At 61.4% G+C, this 22,753-nt stretch carries 14 protein-coding genes; 4 read left to right on the top strand and 10 right to left on the bottom strand.

Going from position 1 to position 22,753, the window contains the following annotated elements:
* Nucleotides 1-209: 209 nt before the first annotated feature.
* The 4 genes from MST27_RS00970 to MST27_RS00955 are packed head-to-tail and all read left to right on the top strand — an operon-like array spanning nucleotide 210 to nucleotide 6,332.
* Nucleotides 210-3,713 (top strand): response regulator, encoded by a 3,504-nt coding sequence (locus MST27_RS00970; protein WP_243604137.1) that lies wholly within the window; start codon nucleotides 210-212, stop codon nucleotides 3,711-3,713.
* 1 nt (nucleotide 3,714) lies between these two features.
* Entirely contained in the window at nucleotides 3,715-4,533 is an 819-nt protein-coding gene (locus tag MST27_RS00965) for a CheR family methyltransferase (RefSeq protein WP_243604136.1), read from the top strand.
* Nucleotides 4,530-5,132, top strand: a complete 603-nt coding sequence (locus tag MST27_RS00960) for a chemotaxis protein CheB (protein ID WP_243604135.1) — start codon at nucleotides 4,530-4,532, stop codon at nucleotides 5,130-5,132. The genes MST27_RS00965 and MST27_RS00960 overlap by 4 nt, the downstream gene beginning before the upstream one ends.
* Nucleotides 5,133-5,135: 3 nt before the next feature.
* On the top strand, nucleotides 5,136-6,332 hold the full coding sequence (locus tag MST27_RS00955; RefSeq protein WP_243604134.1) for a hybrid sensor histidine kinase/response regulator: 1,197 nt from the start codon (nucleotides 5,136-5,138) through the stop codon (nucleotides 6,330-6,332).
* Nucleotide 6,333: 1 nt separating this feature from the next.
* Here MST27_RS00955 and MST27_RS00950 read toward each other — a convergent pair whose 3' ends face one another.
* The 10 genes from MST27_RS00950 to MST27_RS00905 all read right to left on the bottom strand — a co-directional run bounded on the left by MST27_RS00950 (nucleotide 6,334) and on the right by MST27_RS00905 (nucleotide 22,692).
* Nucleotides 6,334-6,987: an HAD family hydrolase gene (locus MST27_RS00950; protein ID WP_243604133.1), complete on the bottom strand. Its 654-nt coding sequence runs from the start codon at nucleotides 6,985-6,987 to the stop codon at nucleotides 6,334-6,336.
* Nucleotides 6,968-7,162: a hypothetical protein gene (locus tag MST27_RS00945; RefSeq protein WP_243604521.1), complete on the bottom strand. Its 195-nt coding sequence runs from the start codon at nucleotides 7,160-7,162 to the stop codon at nucleotides 6,968-6,970. The genes MST27_RS00950 and MST27_RS00945 overlap by 20 nt, the downstream gene beginning before the upstream one ends.
* Before the next feature lie 686 nt (nucleotides 7,163-7,848).
* Nucleotides 7,849-8,610 (bottom strand): hypothetical protein, encoded by a 762-nt coding sequence (locus tag MST27_RS00940; protein WP_243604132.1) that lies wholly within the window; start codon nucleotides 8,608-8,610, stop codon nucleotides 7,849-7,851.
* Between the two features lie 18 nt (nucleotides 8,611-8,628).
* Nucleotides 8,629-12,066, bottom strand: a complete 3,438-nt coding sequence (locus tag MST27_RS00935) for a T6SS effector BTH_I2691 family protein (RefSeq protein WP_243604131.1) — start codon at nucleotides 12,064-12,066, stop codon at nucleotides 8,629-8,631.
* Nucleotides 12,067-12,080: 14 nt separating this feature from the next.
* Nucleotides 12,081-12,929 (bottom strand): DUF4123 domain-containing protein, encoded by an 849-nt coding sequence (locus MST27_RS00930; RefSeq protein ID WP_243604130.1) that lies wholly within the window; start codon nucleotides 12,927-12,929, stop codon nucleotides 12,081-12,083.
* Entirely contained in the window at nucleotides 12,926-15,016 is a 2,091-nt protein-coding gene (locus tag MST27_RS00925) for a type VI secretion system Vgr family protein (RefSeq protein ID WP_243604129.1), read from the bottom strand. The genes MST27_RS00930 and MST27_RS00925 overlap by 4 nt, the downstream gene beginning before the upstream one ends.
* A gap of 190 nt (nucleotides 15,017-15,206) precedes the next feature.
* A complete protein-coding gene (locus MST27_RS00920) occupies nucleotides 15,207-15,725 on the bottom strand; it encodes an Hcp family type VI secretion system effector (RefSeq protein ID WP_243604128.1) in 519 nt (172 codons plus the stop codon).
* 279 nt (nucleotides 15,726-16,004) lie between these two features.
* Nucleotides 16,005-17,465, bottom strand: coding sequence for a protein adenylyltransferase SelO (gene selO, locus MST27_RS00915; RefSeq protein WP_243604127.1), 1,461 nt, complete (start codon nucleotides 17,463-17,465; stop codon nucleotides 16,005-16,007).
* Nucleotides 17,466-17,544: 79 nt separating this feature from the next.
* Nucleotides 17,545-20,835 (bottom strand): mechanosensitive channel MscK, encoded by a 3,291-nt coding sequence (gene mscK / locus MST27_RS00910; protein ID WP_243604126.1) that lies wholly within the window; start codon nucleotides 20,833-20,835, stop codon nucleotides 17,545-17,547.
* Nucleotides 20,836-20,946: 111 nt separating this feature from the next.
* Nucleotides 20,947-22,692 (bottom strand): potassium/proton antiporter, encoded by a 1,746-nt coding sequence (locus MST27_RS00905; protein ID WP_243604125.1) that lies wholly within the window; start codon nucleotides 22,690-22,692, stop codon nucleotides 20,947-20,949.
* Nucleotides 22,693-22,753: the final 61 nt, after the last annotated feature.

Here is a 22,753-nt window from a genome sequence, read left to right as displayed (position 1 = left end):
GGAAACGCTGAATACGACATGCGCCCGGCCATTCGGCCGGGCTTTTTTGTGCTGTGCAGCGAGCCGGTGTAGAGTGCCGGGTCTTCTTGAGTGCGTGGTTTCATTTCACGCGAACCAACCAGAACATGCCGGGATCGGTGAATACCCTCGTGGTTCACCGGCCCTGCGCCGTGGGCGGCTGCCTCGAGCAGGCCCGGAAAGGAAACCAGATGGGCGACACCTTCATCGATCAGAGCCAGTTCCGGCGGATCCTCAATCGCAACGTGGCCGTGCCCCTCGGGTTCGGCTTTCTCAGCGCCTTCTTCTTCAGCGCCATCGTCTATTTCCTGCTCAATGTCAGCCACTGGGTCGAGCGCTCGGTGGTGGGTGTGGCCTATGCCCACGACATGCTGAAGGTCATGGGCGACATGGAATCCTCGATGCGCGGCTATCTGATCGCGGGTGAGGATGTCTTTCTCGAGCCCTATCGCAACGAGCTGCCGCTGTTCACCGGTCTGCTGAAGGATCTCAAGCAATACTCGGCCGAGGACTCGGTGCAGCTGAACCGTGCCGAGCGTATCGGGCAGCTGCACGAGCAGTGGGTGGCGTTCGCCGAGGAGGCGATCGCGCGTCGCGCGAACGACGAGCCGGTGGTCGATTACGTCCGCGGCAAGCGTGGCCTGGAGCTGAAGGAGGAGCAGCGTCGCCTGCTCAACGAGTTCATCGCCTACGAGCGTCAGGTTCGTGCCGAGCGCACCGATACCTCCGAAATGATCACCACGGCGCTGATCGGCGGTTTTCTCGCATTCAGTCTTATTTTCAGCGGTTTGCTGGTCTATTTCGGTCGGCGTGATCTCTACAGCCTGGCCGACAGCTACGCCGAATCGCTTGAGCGCCAGCAGGAGCACGCCGCCGCGCTGGAGAAGCAGGCCTGGTATCGCGCCGGCCAGACCCAGCTCAGCGAGGCCATCATCGGTGAACAGACATTGCCGGCGCTGGGGCAGAACATCCTCAACTTCCTGTCGCGCTACCTCGGCGCGTCGGTCGGCGCCCTGTACGTCGCTCAGGAAGGCAAGCTGCAGCGGGTTGCCGAGTTCGCCTGGGACCGTGACCGGCTCAATGCGGGGCGCCATCTGGAGTTCGGCGAAGGACTGGTCGGGCAGGTCGCGCTCGAACGCCGCGCGCTGACCCTCGATCGCGTTCCGTCCGGGTATCTGAAAGTCAGTTCGGCACTGGGCGAGACCGATGCCGGAGCAGTGCTGATCGTCCCGGTCGAGGACAGCGGCATGCTCAACGGCGTACTCGAGATCGGCTTCCTGCGTCCGCTGCGTGAAGAGGACGGCGAGCTGCTGCGGCGCATCAGCGACAGCCTGGGTTCGGCCATCGAGGCCGCGCGCTACCGTCAGCGCCTGCAACGCATGCTGGCCGAGACCCAGCAGCTCAACGAAGAACTGCAGGTGCAGCAGGAAGAGTTGCGCGCAGCCAACGAGGAACTGGAGGAACAATCAAACGCCTTGCGCGAATCGCAGGCGCACATGGAAGAGCAACAGGCCGAGCTGGAGCAAACCAACGAGCAGCTTGCCGAGCACACCGAAGAGCTGGCCCGCCAGCGCGACGAGGTGGATCTGAAGAACCAGCGCCTGCAGGAAGTTCAGCTGCTTCTCGAAGAACGCGCCGAGGAGCTGCAGCGTGCCAGCCGTTACAAGTCCGAGTTCCTCGCCAACATGTCCCATGAGCTGCGCACGCCGCTCAACAGCTCGCTGATCCTCGCCAAGCTGCTGGCCGACAACCCGGAAGGCAACCTCAACGACGATCAGGTGCAGTTCGCGCGCTCGATCTATTCGGCCGGCAATGACCTGCTCAACCTGATCAACGACATCCTCGACATCTCCAAGGTCGAGGCCGGCAAGCTGGACGTGCGCCCCGAGCTGCTGATGCTGAGCCGCATGGTCGATGGGCTCAAGAACCTGTTTATCGCGCAGGCGCTCGAGAAGTCGCTGCAGTTCAACGTCGAACTGGAAGGCGGCTTGCCGGAAAGCCTCTACACCGACCGCCAGCGTCTGGAACAGATCATCAAGAACCTGCTGTCGAACGCCTTCAAGTTCACCGAGAAGGGGTCGGTGGAGCTAAGGGTCAGCCGCCGCGATTCCGGGCGAATCGCCTTCGCCATCCGAGATTCGGGCATCGGCATCCGCGCTGACCAACAGGACGTAATCTTCGAGGCCTTCCGCCAGGCCGACGGCACCACCAACCGCCGCTACGGTGGCACCGGCCTTGGTTTGTCGATTTCAAGGGAGCTGGCACAGCTGCTGGGCGGCACCATCGAGGTCAGCAGCGAGCCGGGCGCCGGCAGCCTGTTCACCCTGATCGTGCCGGAGCACTACAGTGCGCCCGCTAAGGCCGAGGCGGCCGACGCCGCACCGCTTCCACTGCAGCCGCTGGCGGCCGCGATTGCCGTGGCTGAACCCGTGCCTGCCAAGCCTGCCGAGCCGGTGGCAATCGCGTCGGCGCCGAGCGTGGCGGACGACCGCGCGCACTTCCCGTTCAAGGAGCGCTCGGTGCTGGTCATCGAGGACGAACCGCAATTCGCCGCCATCCTTCGCGACCTGGCGCACGAGCTCAAGTACAGCTGCCTGATCGCGCAGAATGCCGACCACGGCTTCGACACGGCCGTGCAGTACCGCCCCGACGCGATCCTGCTGGACATGCGGCTGCCGGATCACTCGGGCCTGACCGTTCTCGAGCGGCTCAAGGAGAGCCCGATCACCCGCCATATCCCGGTGCATATCGTGTCGGTCGAGGATCGCAAGGAAGCCGCGCTGCAGATGGGGGCGATCGGCTACGCGACCAAACCGACCACCCGCGAAGACCTCAAGGAAGTCTTTGCACGCCTGGAAGCCAAGCTGGCGCAGAAGGTCAAACGCATCCTCTTGGTCGAGGACGACGCCCGTCAGCGCGAAAGCGTCGCGCGGTTGATCGAGGACGTCGACATCGAGATTACCGCCGTCGAATTCGGCGAGCAGGCGCTCGAGCTGCTGCGCTCGACGGTCTTCGACTGCATGATCATCGACCTCAAGCTGCCGGACATGGACGGCCATCAGTTGCTCGAAAGCATGGCACGCGAAGACATCTGCTCCTTCCCGCCGGTGATCGTCTATACCGGCCGCAACCTGACCCGTGAGGAAGAGGCCGAGCTGATGAAATATTCACGCTCGATCATCATCAAGGGGGCGCGCTCGCCCGAGCGGCTGCTCGACGAGGTCACGCTGTTCCTGCACAAGGTCGAGTCGGACATGCCACCGGAGCGGCAGAAGATGCTGAAAAGCGTGCGCAGCCGCGAGAAGGCCTTCGAGGGGCGCAAGATCCTGGTGGTCGACGACGACGTACGCAACGTCTTCGCGCTGACCAGTGCCCTGGAACAGAAGGGGGCGCTGATCGAGATCGCCCGCAACGGCCATGAAGCCATCGCCCAACTGCAGGAGGTCAGCGATATCGACCTGGTCCTGATGGACATCATGATGCCGGAGATGGACGGCTTCACCGCCATGCAGGAAATCCGCAAGGATCCGCGCCTGGCCAAACTGCCGATCATCGCCGTCACCGCCAAGGCCATGAAGGACGATCAGGACCGCTGCCTGCGCGCCGGTGCCAACGACTACCTGGCCAAACCCATCGACCTGGACCGCCTGTTCTCGCTGATCCGTGTCTGGCTGCCGAAAGTGGAGCTTCTGTGACATGCCGGACCGCAACCTCGCGATCGAGCTGAAGCTGCTGATCGAAGCGATCTACCTGCGCTACAGCTACGATTTTCGCGACTACTCCAGTGCTTCGCTCAAGCGCCGCGTTCTGCTCGCACTCAAGCAGATGCAGTGTGAAAACGTCTCGGCGTTGCAGCGCCGCATCCTCTACGATCCGCAGGCGTTCATGGAGCTGCTGCAATACCTCACCATTCCGGTGAGCGAGATGTTTCGCGATCCGAGCTACTACCTGGCGTTGCGCGAACAGGTGGTGCCGGTGCTGCGAACCTATCCGTCGCTGAAGATCTGGATCGCCGGGTGCAGCACGGGCGAAGAAGTCTATTCGATGGCGATCCTGCTGCAGGAAGAGGGATTGCTGGAGCGCGCCATCCTCTACGCCACCGACATCAATCCACGGTCGCTGGAGCAGGCGCGCAAGGGTATCTTCAACATCGAACACATGGGCCAGTACACCGGTAACTACCAGCGGGCCGGGGGCAAGCGCAGCCTGAGTGACTACTACACCGCTGCCTATGACTCGGCCATCATGGATAAGTCATTGAAAGAAAAGGTGACTTTTGCCGATCATAGCCTTGCGACCGATAGTGTGTTCGCCGAGACGCAGCTGATTTCCTGCCGCAACGTGCTGATCTACTTCAACAAGCCGTTGCAGGACCGCGCCTTCGGTCTGTTTCATGAGTCGCTTTGTCATCGAGGGTTTCTTGGCCTCGGCAGCAAGGAAACCGTGGAGTTTTCCGGGTTTGCCGAGCGGTTCGAGGCGTTCGACAAGCAGGAACGGGTTTTCCGCAAGCTATGACTTTCACCTCCGCCGACGCCTTCGAGAATCTGCCCTCCCGGCCGGTCGATGCCGTAGTGATCGGTGCGTCGGCTGGCGGTCTGGCAGCGCTCAGCGTGCTGGTGTCCGGCTTGCCGTCGGCGTACCGCATGCCGCTGCTGATGGTCCAGCACGTGCCGCCGACGGGGCCCACTCAGCTGGTCGAGATTTTTCAGCGCAAGACCGACCTGAAGGTCAGGGAGGCCGGCGACAAGGAGCCCGTGCGCGGCGGTACCCTGTATTTCGCTGCGCCGGGTTATCACCTGTTGGTCGAGTCAGACCTGAGCCTGGCCCTCAGCCAGGACGATGCGATGCATTTCTCGCGGCCGTCGATTGACGTGCTGTTCGAATCGGCGGCCGATGTCTGGGGCGAGCGTGTCGCCGGTATTCTCCTGACCGGCGCGAACGAGGACGGTGCCGCCGGCCTCCAGGCCATCGGTCAGGCCGGAGGGGTGACCATCGTTCAAGACCCTGACGACGCCGAAGTCGCTACCATGCCCCGTGCAGCACTCCAGCGCTTTGCGCCGGATTATCTTTTGCCCCTGCGCGATATCCATCGACTGTTGCGCGAACTGGAGTGACCCATGCCTGACCGAACGGATGAAGCGAACCTGCTGATCGTCGATGATTTGCCGGAAAATCTGTTGGCCCTCGAAGCGCTGCTCAAGGCGCCAGGCATACGCGTGCACCAGGCCGAGTCGGCGGAGCAGGCGCTGGAACTGTTGCTGCGCCACGAATTCGCGCTGGCCATTCTGGATGTGCAAATGCCGGGCATGGACGGCTTTCAGCTGGCCGAGCTGATGCGCGGCACCGAGCGCACCAAGCAGATTCCTATCGTCTTCGTCAGCGCCGCTGGCCGGGAACTCAACTACGCCTTCAAGGGTTATGAGAGCGGCGCCGTCGACTTCATGCAGAAGCCCCTCGACACGCATGCCGTACGCAGCAAGGTCAGCGTTTTCGTCGACCTGTACCGCAATCGCAAGCGCATGGCGCGCCAGCTCGAAGCGCTCGAGCAGAGCCGGCGCGAACAGGAAGTGCTGCTTGACGAGCTGCGTAGCACCAAAGCCGAGCTGGAAGATGCGGTGCGCATGCGCGACGACTTCATGTCCATCGTCTCGCATGAGCTGAAGACGCCGCTCAATACCCTCATCCTCGAAGTACAGCTCCGCAAGATGCAGCTTGGCCGTAACAATCTCGCCGCCTTCAGCGAGGAGCGGCTGCGGCACATGGTCGACAAGGATGAGCGTCAGGTGCAGAGCCTGATCCGCTTGATCGACGACATGCTGGACGTATCGCGGATCCGCACCGGCAAATTGTCGATCCGCCCGACGCCCGTCGATCTCTGCAAGCTGACTGCCAATGTGGTCGAGAATTTCGCGCCACAGATGGAAGCCAGCGGCTGCGCCCTCCTGTTCCAGCGGCCTGAGCCGGTGATCGGCGTCTGGGACGAATTCCGCATCGAGCAGGTGCTGGCCAATCTGCTGACCAACGCCATGCGCTATGGCGCAGGCAAGCCCGTCCATGTCGCGCTTGGCCAGCAGGGCGAGCAGGCATGGATCGAGGTGCAGGACCATGGCATCGGCATCAGCCGGAAGAGCCTGGAACGCATCTTCTGTCAGTTCGAACGCGCCGAGGGCAGCGAGAGCAGCGCCGGCCTGGGCCTGGGCCTGTTCATCGCCGAGCAGATCGTCAAAGCCCATGGAGGCCGCATCGAGGTTGAAAGCGAAGAAGGGCAGGGCGCGCTGTTCCGGGTGCTGCTGCCAGTGCGCCCCGAGGCCTGATTCAGCGCCAGGCGAGCACTGGCCAGCCCCTGCCTTCGGCCTGCTCGCGCAATAGCGGGTCGGGGTTCACCACCTGCGGATGCGCCACCTGTTCGAGCAGCGGCAGGTCGTTGATCGAGTCGGAATAGAAATGCGCAGCCTCCAGCGACTCACCCTGCCCTTCGGCCCACTCACGCAGCCGCGTTACCTTGCCCTCGCGGTAGGTCAGTACGCCACGGGTGTGGCCGCTGTAAAACCCATGCTGCTCGTCCAGCTGAATCGCCAGCACATCGTCGATCCCTAGCCGTGCGGCGATCGCCTTGACCAGAAACTCTGCGGAGGCGGAAATGATGAGGATGCGGTCACCGGCCTTGCGGTGTTCGGCGACGTGGCGCATGGCATCGCTGTAGATCAGCGGCTCGATCACGTCTTCCACGAAAGGCTCGACCACGTGCTCGACCTCATCAGCAGTGCGGCCTACCAGGGGCGCCAGGCTGAAAGCCATGTAGTCCTCCATCGCCAGTCGGCCAAAGGCGTACTCGGCCATCAATTCGGCGTCCTTGCGCAGAAAGGACTCCCCATCCACCCAGCCGATCTTCGCCATCTCTTGCGCCCACAGGCTGGCGCAATCGCCATCGATGAGGGTTTCGTCCAGGTCAAAAATTGCCAATGCCATCATGCCATCCCGTGAATTGCCGAAGCGTCGATGGTAAGGCTTGCGTGACGGTCGTGGGGGATAGAGATCGGTGGCAGTGCGGTCGAGTGCGCCGACCAGCAGTCCGACATAGCGCCTCGACGCGGTAACGGATCACGCTGCCGAGCAGGCTATGACGTTTGATCACTGCGGTCATCCCGCCGCTGCCCCCAGCCGTTGCTAACGCTATGGATTCCGGGCGGATCGCTACCTGTCCATTGATCGGGCGCTGCAATAGGCGTGCGGTAATGTTGGCGCTGAGCGGGAGAAAGCGTCGATTGACGAGCATTCCGGTTTGGCGATTGAAGCCGCTACTGTTATGGGCGAGACGCGCAAAATAGAGATCCAGTAAGTGGTCCAAGGCCCATAAAGACACAGAATGCCATGGCGCCTCACATCGGAAACAAAACTGTGCCATACGGCGATATTGGAGTTTTAGGGCGGATGCCGTTATAGCAATTAATAAACCTGAGCAGTTTAAGATCAGCTATTGCCTTTTTGGGTGTCTTTCCACAAAGATAATTTTCAGTTAAAGGAGAGCTGTCGTTCTTGAAGAACAAATAGCAGGCGCCCAGAGCTATGCTCATCATGACCAAAACATGCCATTGGCAACGGTTGTGTTATAAGGGCTCGCCTTGATTTTCTACTCTAGCAACGCATGTTGATTAGTATGTTTCCATTGATGGCGGTCTGGAAGTTCGATGGACTGGTTCCAGGGGAGAACCTGGATAAGTTTTTTCAAGGTACTGCTCATAAGCAATCATTCACTCGTATGTGGCATCTGCAGGGGGCGTAAGCACGTATTTTGTGAAGAGAGCAAACTAGTAGGGTTGGGCTTTGAGACTAGAATTGCAGCACTGAGACGCTCTCTTCTTTTAGGGGGAGTTCTTTTAGCTGCTCACGGATGAGGGTAACGTGCTTATCGAAGTTGCGTTTGTCCGAGAAAATATAGAACGGCCAATCCACATATTCATTTGAGTGCGGGCTAAGCCAAGGTGCCTCAAGGCAAATTATTTTCTTAGGCCGGTCCAAAGTGATATTTTTGAACTCGCTCCATTGATACTCATACGTATGGTGGCTTGTGTGTAATTCTTGGAATTGCCTTGAGTTAGCTAGGCCTAGATAAAGCAAGCCCATGCCGCCAGGCCCGGCAAGCGCCACCCAAAAGGCCGATGGGTCAAGTGCGACAACGAATAGAACGGCGATAGCGGCGATAACTGTCAGCCATTTCAAGGCGATCATCCAGCCTTTACCTGGTGCCTTCCACTCGCAGACTTCTATGCCTGTTTCGGTCAGGCGATAAGCGAATTTTGTTTTTTGATGAGTTGTGCCATATAGGGCTAAAAAGAAAACAGAAAGAAATATCGCGCTCCAAGATAATTTTTCGATTAAAGGGGAGCTGTCGTTCTTGAAAAACATCAAATAGCAGGCGCCTAGGGCTATGCTCATCATGAACCAAAACATGCCATTGGCAACTGTTGTGTTATAAGGTCTCGCCTTGATATTCCATTCTAACAGTGCATGTTTATTGGCGTGCTTCCAATTGTGATGGTCTGGAATTTTGATGGGCTGGTTCCAAGGAAGAAACTGGGTAAGTTTGTTCATGTTGCTGCTCATAAGCAATCATTCACTCGTATGTGGCACCTGCAAGGAGAGCAAACGGGTGCTTTGTGAAGAGAGAACCATATCGGTATAGGGTTCCTTGCTGAAAGCATCGCTTTTCAGGTCAGCTTCAGAGGACGAGGCATCTATTTCCACGCGGAACATATAGCCCTGGCCGTTGGCGCTTTCTAGGATCTGCTCCGGATAGCGAACCTCAAGCTCCAGTACGGGAGGGCGCTGGTAGGCGATCCAGGTTTGCCAGAGGCGGTACTGTGTGTCCTTGGTATAGCGGATGTCGCCAAGCAATGGCCCGTTGGGGCGTTGTGTGGGCGGTTGGCCAAATTGTTCGATGGGCGCCCAGTGGCCTTCAAGGAACTGGTCGTAGAACCTGTCTGCCATGCTTTGCATCAGGCTATCGGAAAACCAGCCGCTGTCGATCATGGCCGGTTGCAGCTTGACGTCTGTTCCCGACAGTTCGGACGGTAGCAGAAGCTGTAGCCAGAAGCCGGTATAGATACGTGGGCCAGGCCCATAGTAAGCCAAGGTGGTGGCGCGAGCCGCCAGGCTGGGGCGTAGGCAGATTTCCTTCAGGGTGCGCAGTTCATCCTTATGATCCCCATCGCTATGCGTCCATCTAGGAGATTTACCCCAACTGCTGCAATAAAGCCAGAGCCGCAAGCCCTCACGCTTGTACTGGTTCGCGACCATGCTGGAGATAAGATAGATCACGCCGAGCAGCGCGATGATGATGGTTACCGGGTTGGACATGACCCAGGCGAAACCGAACCAAAAGCCCAGGGCACTACCGACGAGTTGGACGCCTGCGACGCCTGACATAAGGCCTAAAGTGAGCTGCTTCGTACGCAGTGCGTAGGTTTCTGCAGCACTTGTGGCCTTATCGATATCTTTGGAAACCTGCCAAGCTTCCACTCCTGCAGCGATGGCGCCAAATGCGGCCATACCCATGGTGCGCAAAACCAACTGCCGAGCCAAGACTGAAAACTCTGCACTTCCAGCTTTCAGCCAAGTGCTGACCCCTGCTTTCGCTAGCTGTGTTGTTCGTGTTCTGAGGGTTCCCTGCATATTGGCCCATTTGTTCCACGCCGGCACCGTCCAGAGCGCCATCAATGCGTTGGCGGTATAGGCAGCGTTGGCGCCGACCGTGCGTAGTTCATCCTCACTGAAAATGCCGTCATTGCGTGCCTTGTCCAGGCTATTGATGAAGTTCCATACGTTCAGCCCTGCGACCAGCACAGGCAAGCTGCCGCCGAGCTCCTGGTTCATCCACTGACGGCTGCGGGCTGCGTAGCCTGCCGAACTGTTTGCTTTGAGCTGCAACTGATCGAGCAGCTCTGACTGGCCCAGTGTCGCGAGCCACATGTTCACTTGGTGGGTTTGTACCTTGGTGATTCTGGTTTCGGTGACGACACTGCCGATCACCTCGTTAGGCCTTTGCAGGTTCAGCGTCTCGCGCTTTTGTTCCAGCCCGAGCAACTGTATGCGCGCCGAGCGTTTGTCGGGGCCTTTACCGGGTAGAGAAAGGGTGCGTTGCAGGCCCTTGATGCTCTTCTCGAGCTGGGCAACCTGCATTTGCCATTTACGGTTCTTCTTCGCAAACTCGTCATCCAGAATCAAACGCGTCTGTGTGGAGATTTCCGTAGAGACCAAGACCTGGGTGACGTTGAACGCAAAGATTCGAACCTTAGGTGCGAATTTCGTGCTCAAGGCAGGGAGCAAAACAAAGGCCATCAGGTTCCAGCTGTCCTTGGCTTTTTGTCCCACTACGTTGCGCAGGGTCTCGAAGGCGCGCTTGCCGGGGTCGGAAAGGCTCTTGTACAGGTTGCTGGCTTGTACGCTCGGCAGATCGAGTACCGATTTCACCTCGTTAGCTCGGCTGACTTCGCTGGTGGTGTCGGAGAGCCCGCCGTGGGCCTGGCCGCTACCATCGCCCTGCCGCCCCTGGTTGTCGATGGTGCCGTAGGTGGTGAAATTGGCGGAGATCTTGTCGATCAAGGCGGAAAGCTCGGCGCTGAAATTGAACAGCGCCAGGCCTGCCAGCGTAGTGGGTTTGCCGTACTGCTCGCAGAGCCATTGCTTGCCCGTGTCGCTCGCACCCAATTGCTCGTACAGGTTGGCCATGGTGTCCAGCAGCTCGGTCGATTGCTGCGGGTGGCAGGGGTCATAAAAAACCTCTTCTGCTTTCGGGCTGAGATTTTTCAGCCAGGCGAGCAGGTCGCTTTCGCTGCGCTGGATGTGAGCATTTAGGCGCTCCATTTCATCGGAACGCTCCTGGAGATAAGTCCAGGCCTCGTCGAAACGAACGTCCTCACGCCAGGTCTTCTTCTGCTGCCATTCGTCTATCAGTGCGCGCCACCCTTTCCCTGAGGGTAGGGTGCCCCAGTCTGTACGGAACTGTTTTTGGGCTTCCTGCAGTTGCAGTGACTTGAGCGTCAAGGTCGCGTCACTGCCGCTGTGATTGAGTAGCTGTGCTTCGCTATCGAGCAGCTTGTGAGCATCCTTGATGAATACCTGTTTGCGGCTTGGATTGGCTGATACCGATTTAGGGATAAAGGGGTCTAGTTTGACGCCGCAAAGCCCCTGAATGAGCGTAGCGCTATTGATCTTGTTGGCGTGCTGTTTGTCTGCTGCTGCCAGTTCCAGCCAGCGGCCCTGCAGATTCATGGCCAGATCGTCGACGATGGCCATGGGATCGTCCAGAGCAACGAAGAGGGCGCTGTCCTGATCGGGTACGCTGCCGAGTATGAGGGCCTGGTCGATCGGCTTTTTGCAGGGGCGGGACGAATCGTCTTTGTTCGCCGCCACCAGGCAGCTCTTGAAGGTCGGGGCTTCTCCTCCTGCCAGGATATCGGCGACCGCGTTGCCTATTTCGCGGATAGGCGCGGCATGTGCTGCCTGCATCTGGGTGCAGTATTGCGGCAGGTTAAGCGCGCGCATCCAGCGCTGCTGCTCTTGGGAGTTGCTACGCATTTTTTCGCACAGCCGCCAACTCCATTGCATAGGGGAGTAGGCAATAAGCAGACGGCTGCGCCTTGGGTAAAGCAGGTAGGGTTTGCTGTCACCAGGGTTGTTTCGCTCATCCTTGCCCAGTTGCGCATTGCCCCACTGATGACGAATCAATTGGTGGCCCTTCACCTGATACTCGTGAAGAGTACGATCCGTTTCATCCCATACGTACAGCCAGCCATCGCGAAGTTGACGCAGGGTATAGCTGCGCGTCTTGAGCTTTGGTAAATGGCCAGCGCCCCAGCCGTTGGGGAGCGGATTTGGGCCCTGGGCGCTGCCGCGCGCCGGTGACTCGTCTATCGCATAGCGAACGGGGTGGATTGCAATTGCGCCCGCTTTTAACGGGCATTGACCACTCGCATTCGCCGGCTTGTTTTCAAAAGCCTGATTGCGTTTGGCTTGTTGCAGGGTTTTGTCGGAAGTTGTCGCACTCATGGAAATCCTTTCCTTTAGCCGGCAAGGCAGTCTTCATCCAGGGCTTGAATACGCAGTTCTGGCGGTAATTTCCGGGCATCTGGTGTCCTGGCTAACCAGGCTTGGTAAGGGCTATCGGAGCGTGTAGCGAAGTCATCGCCCCAGCAGGCGCAGCGCTCGAGCCAGATTGCAATGCTCCGCTCGTTGACCAGTCCCCAGGCTTCGGCATCGAGTAGGCGTTGTTCCAGCCAATGACCTCGTTCCTGTTCGCCAAGCCCTGACAGTGTTTGTGGGTAGTCTTCGGTCATCCAGCCGTATAGTCGTTCCTTGAAGCTGCGCCGATAGGCCCGTTCAAGCGCCTCAACCTGATCATTGGCGAGATGGTTGAGCTTGCCTTCCAATCTGGGGCTGTTTGGCTGTGGCTGATAGGATTGCCATTCGACTGCCTGCGAGGGGGCCCAGCTAGGCGGGCTCAACGGCACGAGCCATTCGCTTATGGGGCCCAGTAGGCTTTGATAAGCGGATGGGGGGTAGCTATTCAGCCAGTAAGAGGTCACCAGCGGATCCGCGAAACGGAACAGGCTGTAGCTACCTAAATTGTCCGTGATGCTGATGAACTGGCCCAGGTGATTTGCGACATCGTTCAGTGACGCTGAGCTTTGTAGTCTGCTGGCCTGACGCTGAAGAAAGGGCCCCCTTTCCCATTCACTCAGTAAGGACGAATGGCTGTCCAGTTCAACCAGAATTGGGCCGAACTCTTTGACGCCGTCCCAGCGGGTGCCGTTATAGAGAGGAATGACCTCGATAGGCTCGCCTGCCCCATAAAGCCACTGCAGGGCGTCCTGACGAAGCACTCCATCCACGAGCAAGAATTTGCGGCTCATGCTTCGGCTTCCTGATTGGCTCGCTCGCAGATTTCGCACCGTGGCATCGCTCGTAACAGTGCCTGCCGCTGGGCGGGGATCAGCAGCTCGCCTGCCTTGTCCGCATCCGCCGCCTTCACCTGCCCCGGCAATACCGGCGCCGCGCCCGACCCTTTCCCCGGACTTCCACCCGAGTTCATCTTGATCACCGGCCCGACCAGGGTGATGCCGCCGCCGTCGAGTTTGATAAAGCTGCCACCAGCCTTGAAGGTCAGTTCGCTGCCTGCTTCGAGCACCACCTTGAGGCCGCTGGAGAGGTGGATTTCGTTGCCCGCTTCGACGAACTGTCCGGTGCCGATTTTCAGGTGATGGTTGTTTCCCACGGTGAGGTGGTCGTTGGCGCGGATCTCGGTCTTGCGGTCGGCGTGGGTGGTGCGGTGTTCTTCGGCGCGGAATTCGCTGTAGCTGTTGGCTTCCACCGTATCGTGGCGTTCATGACCGACGCGGATCTTCTGGTCGTGCTCGATGTTCTCGTCCCAGTCGCGCTGGGCGTGGAGGTAGATCTGCTCGGCGCCCTTGCGATCTTCGATGCGCAATTCGTTGTAGCCGCCACCGCCGGGTGAGCTCAGGGTCTTGAACACCGTGCGGGTCTTGTTCGCCGGCAGGTCATAGGGGACCTGGTGCTCCTTGTGGTACAGGCAGCCGGTCACCAAGGGTTGGTCGGGATCGCCTTCAAGGAAGGTGATCAGCACTTCCATGCCGATACGCGGGATGGCGATGCCGCCGTAGCGGTCGCCGGCCCAGCTCGAGCTGACACGCAGCCAGCAGCTGGTCTTGTCATCGCCCTGGCCATGGCGATCCCAGAAAAACTGAACCCTGACCCGACCGTATTCGTCGCAATGGATTTCCTCACCAGGCGGCCCGGTGACAACGGCGCTCTGGCTGCCGAGGATGCGCGGCTTGGGGTGGGCCAGCGGTGGACGGTAGGGGACGTCCCAGGGGGTGGCCATAAAGCGGTTGCGGTAGCCCTGGTGGAAGTCGATGTTGGCAGAAGCCCGCTCCTCTGCCCATAGGGGCGAGGGAGTCAGCGCTGGGCTGGCCGAAAGGTCGGTGACGGATTCCTCCAGTACCTGCGGCTGCTTGCCTTCGTGGAGGACTTCTGTCAGCAGCCAGAGCTGGTTCCAGTCGCCGCGGGGATGCGCTTCGAGCGGTAAGAAGTGGCCGCTGAGCAGGAGGGGTTGATCGCTTTCGCCGTCGGCCAGCTCGAAGTCGTGGCGGTGCCGTTCCAGGGAGCGCCGGGCAAGATGCTTGCCGCGCTCGCGGTCGACGAAGCGGCCAGGGTAGTCGTAATCCTCAAGGTCTGGCTGGGTGTCGCCGCGGGCGGCGGCTTCGAGTGACAGGCGAGGCTTTTCGAAGTCGTAGTCGCGTCGGGTGACTCGGTTGGTTCGGGTCTCGACGCGCACGCCGAAGCGCTTGACTACCGGCTCGTCGGCGACGAGTCCGCTGTCCTGCTGGTATGCGACCGGGGCGAGGGTCGGGAATACCGTCTGGTCGTCGCCGAACACCAGCACGTGGCCGGCTCTGCTGTGCTGGAAGTGGTAGTGAATGCCTTCTTCCTCGCACAGGCGCTGGACGAAGTGCAGGTCGGTCTCGTCGTACTGAACGCAATAGTCGCGTTCGGGATAGATCACCGGACCCAGGTCGAAACGATGACCATCGCCGGCGAGGATGCCGTGCTCCTCGAGAACCGTGGCGATGATCTGGGGTACCGAGCGGTGCTGGAAGATGCGCTGGTTGGTGCGGTGCGCCAGGTAGGCGAGCCGGGGCACGATGGCCAGCCGGTAACGGGTCAGGCGTTTGCCCGATTCCCCCTGGGCGGTGCGATGGATTTGCCCATGAATGCCGGCACCGTCGGCGGTGAATCCAAGAAAGGCAGGGCGTTGCAGCAGGCTTTCCAGATCCAGGTCGGGACGTTCGCTGACCAGCTCCAGCTCGAAACGATAGGGCTGGCTGATAGCTTCTCGACCGGTGAATTCGAGCACCTGGAGGTCATGTTCGAGACCTTCGATGTGCAGGGAAAAATGAGGCTGGTTGGCGGGGGCGAACATCCGTGTTCCTCCTGGTTCCGTCCTTGGGTGCGCCAGGGCGCGCGAGGGGCTCTGATGTACCACGTGCTGACCATGGTGCGGTGCGCTGGGTCGCGCATTGCGGCGCTGCGGTTCGCATTTGCGCTACTGCTTCGCAAAAAAGCTCCGGCCGGGTGTGCCGGACCGGAGCCTATGGTGCCGCGAACTCGCCTTAGCTGGCGATCGGGGCGCGCCAGTCGTCCGAGCCGGAGGTGCCGGAGACTTCATGAGTCCAGACGATCTTGCGGTAGGTGAAGTAGACGTCTTCCAGATGGGTGAAGTGCGCCATGTTCGGGTCCTGGCAGTTCGGCATGCGCGACTGGACGTCGACGATGACCGCATCTTCCAGTTCGACGGTGAAGTAATGCTCCTGAGTACCGGTCGCCGAGGTGCGGTACCACTCCAGGCGGCACTTGTTCAGGCGCTCGCCAGAGGTCAGGGCGTTGAAGATCAGCGGGGACGACTTGTCGAAAACCTTGGTGATCATCAGCGGCTTGTGGACGCGCTGGCCGGTGGGCTGACCCGATTGTGGGTCACGCGGAATGATGACTTGATGCTGGAAGGCCTGTACCAGGATCTGGTCTTCGTGTCCTTCCTGGAAGATGTTGCCGACCGAGTCCTCGGTGAAGGTGCCAGCGGTGATGAGGCCTTGCTTGGTGCCTTCGAGGGACAGATACGCGGGTGTTGGCATGAACGCTCTCCTTGCCTGTGTTGAATGCCGGATGGCGCTCATAGGCCTTCAAGGGGCGTGCCACTTGCGAAATTGTCTTTTATATCAGTGGCTTACGGTATGTCTTCTGGGGCGCTCGAACAGCTCTGCGCGACGCCTCACATTTCGTTGAGCAAGATTCTGCCGCTGGGTGGGCAGGTTCTTGCGCAGATCGGCGCTGGCCCAGGCAGGTCGGGGCATTGCGCCTGGCGCCCGGTCATGCTGGGCGATCCGCTGCGCAGCATGTTGCGCAGCATGGCATCAGGACGAGCAACTGATTTCCAGGTGTTTGCCCCACTCCGGCGGACGTTCGGCGTATCGCTCCATTCCCGGCTGCTCCTCGAAGGGCTGGCTGAGCACGGCATGCAGTTCGCGCACCGGGGCGTAGTCACCTCGTTCGGCAGCCTCGATAGCCTGCTGCGCCAGGTAGTTGCGCAGGGTGTATTTCGGATTGACCGCATGCATGCGCACCCGACGTGCCTCGGGGTCTCCGTCCTCGCGGGCGCTGCGGGCGCGATACTCGGCGGCCCAGTCGTCGAAAGCGCGGATGTCGATGAAATCCTCGCGCAGGCGGAACAGTGACTGCTCCGCCGGGCTGTCGCCCAGTTCGCGAAAGAACCGGGTGTAGTCGATCGCGCTGCCCTGCATGAGCTGCAGCAGGCGCTGGACCAAGGCCTTGTCGTCGTCCTCGGCGGTCTGCAAGCCCAGACGCTTGCGCATCAGCTCGAGCCAAGCGGTTTCGTAGGTCGGCAGGAACAGGTCCATCGTCTGGCGCAGCTGGTCGACTTCTATGAAGGGTGTCAGCGCCTGGGCCAGCGCGGCGAGATTCCAGTGAGCGATGGGCACCTGGTTTTCGTAGGAATAACGCCCGGCATGGTCGGAGTGGTTGCAGATGAAGCGGGCGTCGAAGTCGTCGAGGAAGGCGTAGGGCCCGAAATCGAAGGTGATACCGAGGATCGACATGTTATCGGTGTTCATCACACCGTGGCAGAAGCCATAGGCCTGCCAGCGCGCAACGAGCGCCGCGGTGCGCTCGAGCACTTGCTGAAAGAAGGCCTGGTAGGGCTCCGGATGCTCGAGGCAATCCGGGAAATGGCAGGCGATTACGTGGTCCAGCAATCGCCGCAGCTCGTCGTGCTGGCGGGTGTAGTAGAAGAATTCGAAGTGGCCGAAGCGCACATGACTGCGGGCCAGGCGCAGCAGCATGGCGCCCTGTTCCTGGCGTTCGCGGTAGACGGGCGTGTCCGAGCCGGTGACGCACAGTGCACGGGAGCTGGGGATGCCAAGGGCATGGAGGTGCTCGCTGGCGAGGAATTCGCGGATGGAGGAGCGCAGCACGGCGCGGCCATCGCCCATGCGGGAGTAGGGGGTCAGCCCGGCACCTTTGAGATGCAGGTCCCAGTGCTCGCCAGCGTCGTTGCGCACCTCCCCGAGCAACAGGCCGCGCCCATCGCCCAGGCGCGGGTTGTAGCTGCCGAACTGATGGCCGGAATAGACCATGGCGCGCGGTTCGGCGGTGCTCCAGAGCTTGTGTCCGGAAAAGAGTTCGGTGAACAGCGGCTCGGCTGCCTCGGTCGGGTCGAGGTCGAGCAGCCTCATCGCCGCGGCGCTGGCAACGACCAGGCGCGGGTTGTCCAATGGCTGCGGCGTCACCTCGGTGGAGAACACGTCGCCAAGGCGGGCGAAGCGGTTGTCGAATTGCAGTTCGGTCAGCGTCTTCACGAGGGCTCCGGCGCGGTGTGGGTGGGCGTCCGATCACGGGCGCACAGGGGTTTGGAGGCCGCCGCTAGGGTGACGTTCCTCAATCCTGACCGTCGGCGGGGGGCATCGTCGATGCGTTGGGCCGGGACGCGGCGCCGAGTTGCAACACCTTGCCATCGAGGTTCTTGAGGAATACGTCGACCTGGCGGAACGCGATGGCGATGCCGGCCTTGGCGAATTCGCGGTCGATGAAACGGTTGATCTCATCGGTCGCCGGGTTGCGGTCGCCCAGGTCGCGTACATGAATGCGCAACTCGTGGTCCAGGGTACTCTCGCCGAAGGTCAGGAAGAAGACCTGCGGCTCCGGCTCCTTCAGCACGCGCGGGTTGTCCTGCGCCGCTTTGTGGAGCAGCGCCTTGACCTGGTCGAGGTCCGAGCCGTAGGCCACGCCGACCTTGATGGTCACGCGGGTGACGGTATCGCTCAGGGACCAGTTCACCAGCTGTCCGGTGATGAAGGTCTTGTTCGGGACGATGATGTCCTTGCGGTCGAAATCGGTGATGGTGGTGGCGCGGATGCGGATGCGGCTGACCGTTCCGGACAGGTTGCCGATGGTCACCACGTCACCGATGCGCACCGGGCGCTCGAACAGGATGATCAGGCCGGAAATGAAGTTCGCGAAGATCTCCTGCATGCCGAAGCCGAGGCCTACCGACAGCGCCGCGACCAGCCATTGCAGTTTGTCCCAACTGACGCCGAGCGTGGACAGCGTGGACACGATGCCGATACCGGCAAGCAGATAGGACAGCAGCGTCGTGGTGGCATAGGCGCTGCCCTGGGCCAGGCGCATCTTCGACAGCACTACCACTTCCAGCAAGCCCGGCAGGTTGCGCGCGACGGCGACCGTGATGGCGACGATGAGCAGCGCGCCCAGCAGGTTGTTCAGTGTGATGGCGTTGGTGGTGGCCGTCTCGCCCGAGCCGCTGACGAACTCGTAGAGCACGACGTTATCCAGGTAGGACACGACGCTGATCAGGTCCGACCAGACCCAGTAGAGCACCACGAAGAACAGGCCGAACATCGCCAGCCGGGTCAGGCGCAAGGACTGCTGGTTGACCTGCTCGATGTCCAGGACGGTGTCGCCAGCCGCCTCGCTGGTGTCCATCGCCTCTTCCGCCTGGGTTTCGCGCCTGGCCAGTGCGCGCTGGTAGGCCAGGCGGCGGGCGGCCACGGTCAAGCCACGGATCAGCGTCGCCTCGATGACGATCCAGGCCAGCAACAGATAGAGCGTGTCGATCAGCCGCCCGGTCAGCTTGAGGGCCGTGTAGTAGTAGCCGAAGCCCACCACCACGATCAGCGCCAACGGCAGGATGCTGAACAGCAAGCCGATGAAGCGGCGGAACGGCGGCGCGTTGCGGCTCGACGGGCCCTTGAGCAGCAGGCGGGTCAGGCGCCAGCTCATCATGGCGAAGCAGACCAGCACCACGACGATGCCGATCACGTCGTCGACCAGGCCGCCGGGCTGATGCTCGGCGATCGCCACCACGGCCACCAGCGCCATCACGACCAGGCCGAGGCGCCGGATCTCGTTGCGCAGGAAGGCCACCTGCGGGCGGAACCAGCCAAAGTGCGTCTCGGCGACGCGATTGGGCGAGAGCATCCGATAGGCGCTGTAGAACACCAGCCAGGCCTGCGCCATCTGGTAGAAGGCGGCGCCCAGACTGACGTTCTGCCCGCGTCCGTCCATCTGCAACAGATAGCCGCAGAGGGCAAGAAAGAGCGCGCCGGGCAGCGCCAGCAGGAGGTTCAACAGCAGCGCCAGGGGGGTGTGCAGCTGGCTGTCGTTGCGGAAGTGACCGATGTCGGCACTGAGCGAGTCGAGCTTGGCGTTGATCGCTTCGCGGCGCCAGAGGAGCAGGCCGATCAGTAACAACAACGGTACGAAGAACAGCGGCCGCTCGAGCAGCCCCGCGCCCAGCGCCTCGAACACCGAGCCCCAGGGCATCGCGCGTAACTGGCGATCGAGCAGCGTCGGGACGCTCTTGAACCAGTCCAGGTCCAGCGGCTTGTTGCTCGGAATCCAGAACATCTGCTCGTCCAGCGTTTCGCGCAGGGCCGCAGCCTTGGTCTGTAGCTGGCGCTGGTTCAATTGCAGCGTGATGGATTCGCTGAGCAGGGCGTTGAGCGAGTGGTTAAGGCGATCGAGCAGTTCGCTACGGGTACGCACCAGCTCGGTGAGCGCGCTGCGCAGCTCCGGCGTCACCTCGCCGGGCGGCTGGCTGGCCAGGCGTTCCTCGACGTAATCCTCGATGTTGCCGGCGGTTTCGCGGCGCTGGTTGAGTTCGAACTGATAGAGCCGGATGTCAGCGATCTCGTCGGCGAGATCCTTGTCCAGGCTGAGCTGCGGCAGCGCCTGCTTCTGCTGGTAGAGGATCTTCGACAGCAGCAGGCTGCCTTCGAGGACCGCGATCTGCTCTTCGAGCGCCTGGTCGGCCTGATTGAGGGTGTCGAGCTGCTGGCGGGTCTGCAAGTTCTGTTGGGTGAGGTCGTTGAGGCGCTCGGTGGCGCGCAGCAGGTATCCCGACAGTTTGCGGTTTTCCTCGCTTTCGGCGGGCAGCAGCTTGTCCGAACCGGTTCGCTCGGCCTTGAGGGAGAACTCGGCCACCGTCTGTTCGGATTCTTCGCGGCGCTTGTTGTTGATGGCGCTCTGCAGGGCCATGGTCTCCCGTTCGGCCCGGGCGATGCGCTCGGAGAGCAGGTCGCGGCGGGCGACGCCCAGGTCGAGCAGCAGGCTGTTGCCGGCCAGCTCGCTTCGACGCAGCTCGATCTGCGCATTGAGCGCTTGTTTCTCGACGTTCAGCAGCGCGCGGCGCTCGTCGCCCATCGGCTTGCCGTTCTCACGGCCGGTCTTGAGCAGGCTGTCGATCTCATCGATGCGGGTCTGGAACTTGGCGATGTCGGCCTGGGCGCGCTCGGGGCGAGTCTGCGCACTGATGATCATGCTGTTGGCCGCCGTCAGTGCCGCCTGCCACGCCGACAGTTCGGCGACGCGTTCGTCCAGCCGCTGCTCGAGCGCGGGAACCTTGAGTTTGGCGAGCTTCTCCGCCAGGTCGCCGTCGTCGCTGGCCTTGAGCTTGGCCAGCTCACGCTGCGACTCGGTGATCTCCTTTGGCGCGCCGGCCAGCTCGGTCTTGACCGTGGCCAGCCGCTTGGTCGCGGCGGCGGCCTGTTCCTCGAAGCCCTTCGCGCGGTCGTCCGTGCTCGGTTGGGCCGGCTTGGCCTCTTCTTCGGCAGGTTGGCTGCCGGTCAGGCCGGGTACGGATTGGGCGAAACCGGATAGGGGGGTGAGGGCGAGCAAGGTCGCCAATAGCAGAGTGCGCAGGGAAGCCATGGATCGCATCGATGTGGGAAAAAGAGTGCGAGTCTAAGGGCTGCGAAAGGGCGAGGCGAGTCCGTAGATCGGAACGCATCGCCCCGTTCCGGCAAGCGCTGGCGGCGGGCTTCAGAAATGCAGCGACGGACCGGGTTTGTTGCCTTCCGGAAACTTCAGACCCACCTTGCGTACCTGGCCGTGCTCCATCGCAGCGATGGTCCAGATCAGGCCGTTCCACTCGATCTGATCGCCGATGACCGGCTTGCCGCCGACACGTTCTGCAATGAATTGGCCGATCTGCAGGCGTCCATCCACGTCTCCCAGCTTCAGACCATAGAGCGCCGCCAGTGCGCTCATCTCCGCCTCGCTTTCGAGGATGAAGTCGCCGAAGAAACGCATGTCGCGACCGCGCTCCGGCGCCTCGCTGAACAGCTTGCCGAGCGCCGGCAGGTCTTCTTCATGACCGATGACGCAGAGAATGTCATCGACCTGCAGGCGCGTGCTGCCGGAGGGGTGCAGCAGCGCCCGACCGCGGAACAGTGCGGCGATGCGCGTACCGGCCGGCATCTTCAACTCGCGCAGTGCGGCGCCGACGCACCACTTCTTGGCATTGAGGCGGTAGATGAACAGTTCCCACTGGCTGGTGGTGTGGATCTGCAGGCCAGCTCGGGAGATCGGCATGGGCGAGGGCGGTACCTCGACCTTGGCCTTCTTCGCCGCCCAGGTCAGGGTGGTGCCCTGCAGCAGCAGCGAAACCAGCACGATAAAGAACGCCACGTTGAAGAACAGCTGGGCATTTTCCAGCCCGGCCATCAGCGGGAACACCGCCAGAATCACCGGCACGGCACCGCGCAGACCGATCCACGAAATGAACAGGCGCTCGCGCAGCTGAAAGCTTCGAAACGGCAGCAGCCCGATGAAGACCGCGAGCGGGCGGGCGAAGAGGATCATCCACAGCGACAAGGCCAGCGCGGGCAGGGCGATCGGCAGCAGCTGGCTCGGGGTGAGCAACAGGCCAAGCACGAGGAACATGCCGATCTGGCTGAGCCAGGCCAGGCCGTCGAACATGTGCAGGATGCCGTGGCGGTTGCGGATCGGTCGGTTGCCCAACAGCAGGCCACAGACGTAGACGGCGAGAATGCCACTTCCGCCGATGGCACCCGACAGTGCATAGATCATGATGCCGCCGGCCACCGCCAGCAGCGGATAGAGGCCATCGGCGACCGAGAGGCGGTTGATCAGCTGAAGCAGCAGCCAGCCGCCGGCCAGGCCCAGCAGCGTGCCGATGCCGAACTGCTGCAACAGACTGACGAAGAAGCCCCAGCCGAAGCCGGTCTGCCCCGAGGCGAGCATGTCGATCAGGGCGACGGTCAGGAACATGGCCATCGGGTCGTTGCTGCCCGACTCGATTTCGAGGGTCGAGCCGACGCGCTCATTGAGCCCACGCCCGTTGAGCAGATTGAAGACGACCGCCGCGTCCGTCGAACCGACGATGGCGCCAACCAGCAGTCCCTGCATCAACGGCAGGTCGAACAGCCAGGCCGCGGCCAGCCCGGTGAGCCCCGAAGTGATCACCACGCCGGCAGTGGCCAGCGAGAAGGCTGGCCAGAGCGCCACGCGGAAGGTTGCGGCACGGGTGCGCATACCGCCGTCGAGCAGAATGATGGCCAGCGCCAGGTTGCTGATCAGAAAGGCCAGCGAATAGTCGTCGAAGACGATGCCGCCGATGCCGTCGACGCCGGCCAGCATGCCAACGGCCAGGAAGATGACCAGGATCGGTACGCCAAGGCGCGTCGACAGGGAGCTCATCAGGATGCTCGCCGCAACCAACAGGGCACCGATGAAGAACAGTTGGTTGATGTTGCCGATATCCAAACGCGCGCTCCGAAGTTATACCGCTGGGGAACATGCAGGCTGCATGCCAGCGATTCTAACC

Source organism: Stutzerimonas marianensis (assembly GCF_022810315.1).
In the GTDB taxonomy this organism is placed as follows: Bacteria; Pseudomonadota; Gammaproteobacteria; order Pseudomonadales; family Pseudomonadaceae; genus Stutzerimonas; species Stutzerimonas marianensis.
The sequence above is the reverse complement of the archived record's forward strand: the minus strand, read 5'-3'. Positions and strand labels throughout refer to the sequence as shown.

What these genes read in the sequence shown, in the direction of transcription:
- MST27_RS00940 (WP_243604132.1), bottom strand. Translation starts at nt 8,610, where the DNA reads ATGAACAAACTTACCCAGTTTCTTCCTTGGAACCAGCCCATCAAAATT.
- MST27_RS00965 (WP_243604136.1), top strand. Translation starts at nt 3,715, where the DNA reads ATGCCGGACCGCAACCTCGCGATCGAGCTGAAGCTGCTGATCGAAGCG.
- MST27_RS00960 (WP_243604135.1), top strand. Translation starts at nt 4,530, where the DNA reads ATGACTTTCACCTCCGCCGACGCCTTCGAGAATCTGCCCTCCCGGCCG.
- MST27_RS00945 (WP_243604521.1), bottom strand. Translation starts at nt 7,162, where the DNA reads ATGACCGCAGTGATCAAACGTCATAGCCTGCTCGGCAGCGTGATCCGT.
- MST27_RS00970 (WP_243604137.1), top strand. Translation starts at nt 210, where the DNA reads ATGGGCGACACCTTCATCGATCAGAGCCAGTTCCGGCGGATCCTCAAT.
- MST27_RS00955 (WP_243604134.1), top strand. Translation starts at nt 5,136, where the DNA reads ATGCCTGACCGAACGGATGAAGCGAACCTGCTGATCGTCGATGATTTG.
- mscK (WP_243604126.1), bottom strand. Translation starts at nt 20,835, where the DNA reads ATGGCTTCCCTGCGCACTCTGCTATTGGCGACCTTGCTCGCCCTCACC.
- MST27_RS00920 (WP_243604128.1), bottom strand. Translation starts at nt 15,725, where the DNA reads ATGCCAACACCCGCGTATCTGTCCCTCGAAGGCACCAAGCAAGGCCTC.
- MST27_RS00925 (WP_243604129.1), bottom strand. Translation starts at nt 15,016, where the DNA reads ATGTTCGCCCCCGCCAACCAGCCTCATTTTTCCCTGCACATCGAAGGT.
- MST27_RS00950 (WP_243604133.1), bottom strand. Translation starts at nt 6,987, where the DNA reads ATGGCATTGGCAATTTTTGACCTGGACGAAACCCTCATCGATGGCGAT.
- MST27_RS00935 (WP_243604131.1), bottom strand. Translation starts at nt 12,066, where the DNA reads ATGAGTGCGACAACTTCCGACAAAACCCTGCAACAAGCCAAACGCAAT.
- MST27_RS00930 (WP_243604130.1), bottom strand. Translation starts at nt 12,929, where the DNA reads ATGAGCCGCAAATTCTTGCTCGTGGATGGAGTGCTTCGTCAGGACGCC.